The following is a 3,017-nucleotide window of genomic DNA, read 5'->3' as shown; positions in this document are numbered from 1 at the left end:
CCGAGAGGAAATTTGACTAAATGCACTTGTGGTGTATCAGCGAAGCGTGTAGATATGAGCATTTCACGCCGTTTGGGATGCCAAGAAGCTAAACTTGCAGCGCGAAAATTTGTATAGCGTTCAACTGAAAGGGCAATGCTAGCAGGAATGGGTGGAATTCCTTCGACGACTAGATTATCACCTGGTGTAATAGTTGGAGTTTGGGCAATAGCCATAAAAGCAGGTAGAAATACTACTGCTAGAAGGGTAGCAAAGAATTTTGATATGGTTCGCATTACGTAATTATGCTAAACTCGGATGCTTGATTTTTCATATTATAAGATTCCCCCAGATTCCCGACTTTTTAAAGAAGTCAGGAATCTAGGGGAATCTAGGTATCCGCGATTTTGCTAATTACCTACAGGTACGGTATTTGATGTGGTAAACTAAACCACGGTGAGCAAGATCAAAGGAGTCAACGGTAGCTATTCCTTTACCGCTGGCAGCCATTGAAGCATTTACCCGCATGTTTACACTGGCGCCACAGGAAGACCAGATATTAGCTACAGTCGCCAAGTTATCGCGGACATTATAATTATTTTCGCCTTTGAACTTCCGCTGAAAAACAGGACCTCTGTTACCAGCGAAAAAGTACTCTGATCGTAAGGTTCCCGTGGTTGCCGGAGCTACATAACCACGATAATCAGCATCAAAGAGGGAAATTTGGTAGCCTTGGGGTATCTTGATCGGAATGCTCAAATTACAGCTTTTACGGCTTTCTGCTGCATTGCTTCCAAGAGCGGAAAATTTGTCGAATAGAATTGTTAGCTCTTGACCATCTGGACTAACGCTTACACTAGCAGAACCGCCAGGGCAACCGTTACCACCATACTGTGTGCCTAAAATCTGAACTTGTTGACTGCTAGCAAATGCAGGACAAATAGAAGCTGTGAGCAATGTAGCCGCAGCAAACAACGTTTTGACAATTCTCATGGATATTTTCCTAGAAAGTTAAGTTTTGGAATATAATGAATGCGAAATCAACCTATCCACCAGATAATGCATTCGTACTTTGATTGATTTTTGTACTCTTTAATAGCTTTAAGTACAAATAACTAATAAATTATTAAACTGACTAGAATGCACAATTTACTTCAGCTTTAGAAGAAACCGGGTTTTTCGACGATAATGTGAAGTTGTTTCACAAAAACCGATTTCTAATCGAGGTTAAAAATCTGATTAAACCAATATCCAACAACTGTTTTCACCTATAATTTCCTAAAGGCGCCTATAGGAATCTCAACAACGATTGCAATTAAATAAAGTTTACTGTTAATATGAAGCGTTGAAAAGCTGACTCGAATACCACTGCAAAAGTAAAAACCAGTGTTTATCTTCGGTCACGTTCAATATCGTTAATCACTTTTTCCATGTACCAATCTTCTGACATGCCTGGGTAATAGTACTTAGCATCTTCCATTAACCTTTCCGCAATTTCCCAATAACCACCAACAAGCCTTAATAATTTTTGACGAAGTATAGTTGATTTGGGTTTGTTTAAATCCTGACTAGGTACAGTAATTTGCTTCAGGCTGTCTAATACTTTCTGATAATTTTTCCAATCTTCTTTTTCACAGAATATACTCGCAGCTTTCTGATAATCATCGACTGCTTGCTGCATTTCTTCGATATGAGTATATGCTAATCCACGATTCAAATAAGCGTGAGCGTCTTCTGGGTCAAGCTGTAACGCTTTAGTGTAGTCTTGAATGGCACCGTAATGGTTGCCAATGCTGCGATAAGCATTACCTCTAGCTGTATAAAGCATCGTATTATCTGGTTCTAATTCTAAAGCTTTGTTAAAATCAGCAACGGCGCCTTGATTATCTCCTATCTGTAACCTAGCTTTACCTCGGTTACGATAAACGATAGCATCTTGAAAGTTAAACTTTAAAGCTTGATTAAAATCAGCAATGGCATCAATATATTTTTCTTGCTTGCAACGTATCACACCTCTACAGCAATAAGCCTTACCATCTTGTGCGTCTACTTGAAAAACCCAGTTTAAACTTTCTAATGCTTCTCTGATATCTCCTTGTTCAGCTTTTTCGATTAATTGCTTGAAGTAATCACCCTCATGCATTATTACAGCTTGTGGTGGAGTTTGCTTAACGGTAATGGCTTGTTGTGGTTGGGGTTTGGGTTGAAGCTGTTTAATTTTCTCCATGCACAACCGACAATTTTCTGCATCTTTCTGCACTATATATAATTCTGCTGCTTTCTTAAAGCTAGTTATGGCGCCATGAATATCTCCAGATTTTCGCAGCAATGTACCGCGCAGGTTATGTGCTGCTGCATAATTGTAATCTAGACGAATCGCACGTTCGATGTCATCAAGGGCGCCAGGTAAATTTTTCAGCACCATACGCGCTAACGCCCGACTGTAATATGCTTGGATTAACTGCGAATCCAGCTTTAGCGCTTCAGTATAATCTGAAACTGCTTGTAATACGTTACCCAAATCATAATAAGCCAAGCCACGGTGCAAGTACGCTTCAGCAAAATAAGGATTTAACTCCAGTTCCTTCGTAAAATCCAGAATTGCATTGGCATAATCTTTTTGTCTAGCTTTTTCCAATCCCCGCTTGAAGTCTTCTTGAGTCATGGCAATGGCTTGTGTCTTGATAACCTGTTTCTTAATTGTGCTTTAAAATGCACGTGACCTGCCATTATGACACGTAAAAATTTGTAGAAGTTCCCGAAATTGACATACTTTTTAGTACATAAACTAATACTAGATGGGGATACACATAGTGGTAGATGCTAACCCAAGCGCGTTTAAAAGAGCGACTTGAGACGATTCTCTTCCATAAAATCGTGTTGCGTTCCATAATCTTTAATGGCAAACTCAACCTGCAACATTAAACGAGCGTTGCTAATAGGTGCGTCTCCTTTATGATAACCAAAAGTATCTTCGGCAAACCCATAACCGCGCGGGCCTGTGATTGACACAACCTTCTCTGTGCCATAATAGTTCA

At 39.7% G+C, this 3,017-nt stretch carries 2 protein-coding genes and 2 pseudogenes; all 4 read right to left on the bottom strand.

Annotated elements, in window-relative coordinates; translation table 11 throughout:
- Nucleotides 1–275, bottom strand: a pseudogene (locus AC2JBO_RS44235) (hypothetical protein); the annotation flags it as partial.
- Nucleotides 276–393: 118 nt separating this feature from the next.
- On the bottom strand, nt 394–972 hold the full coding sequence (locus AC2JBO_RS44230) for a DUF4360 domain-containing protein (RefSeq protein ID WP_496959963.1): 579 nt from the start codon (nt 970–972) through the stop codon (nt 394–396).
- Nucleotides 973–1,369: 397 nt separating this feature from the next.
- Nucleotides 1,370–2,644, bottom strand: a complete 1,275-nt coding sequence (locus AC2JBO_RS44225; protein ID WP_496959962.1) for a tetratricopeptide repeat protein — start codon at nt 2,642–2,644, stop codon at nt 1,370–1,372.
- Nucleotides 2,645–2,817: 173 nt separating this feature from the next.
- Nucleotides 2,818–3,017, bottom strand: a pseudogene (locus AC2JBO_RS44220) (hypothetical protein); the annotation flags it as partial.

Source organism: Calothrix sp. CBUCES-K 9914 (genome assembly GCF_059640475.1).
This window is presented reverse-complemented; position numbering and strand designations above follow the sequence as displayed.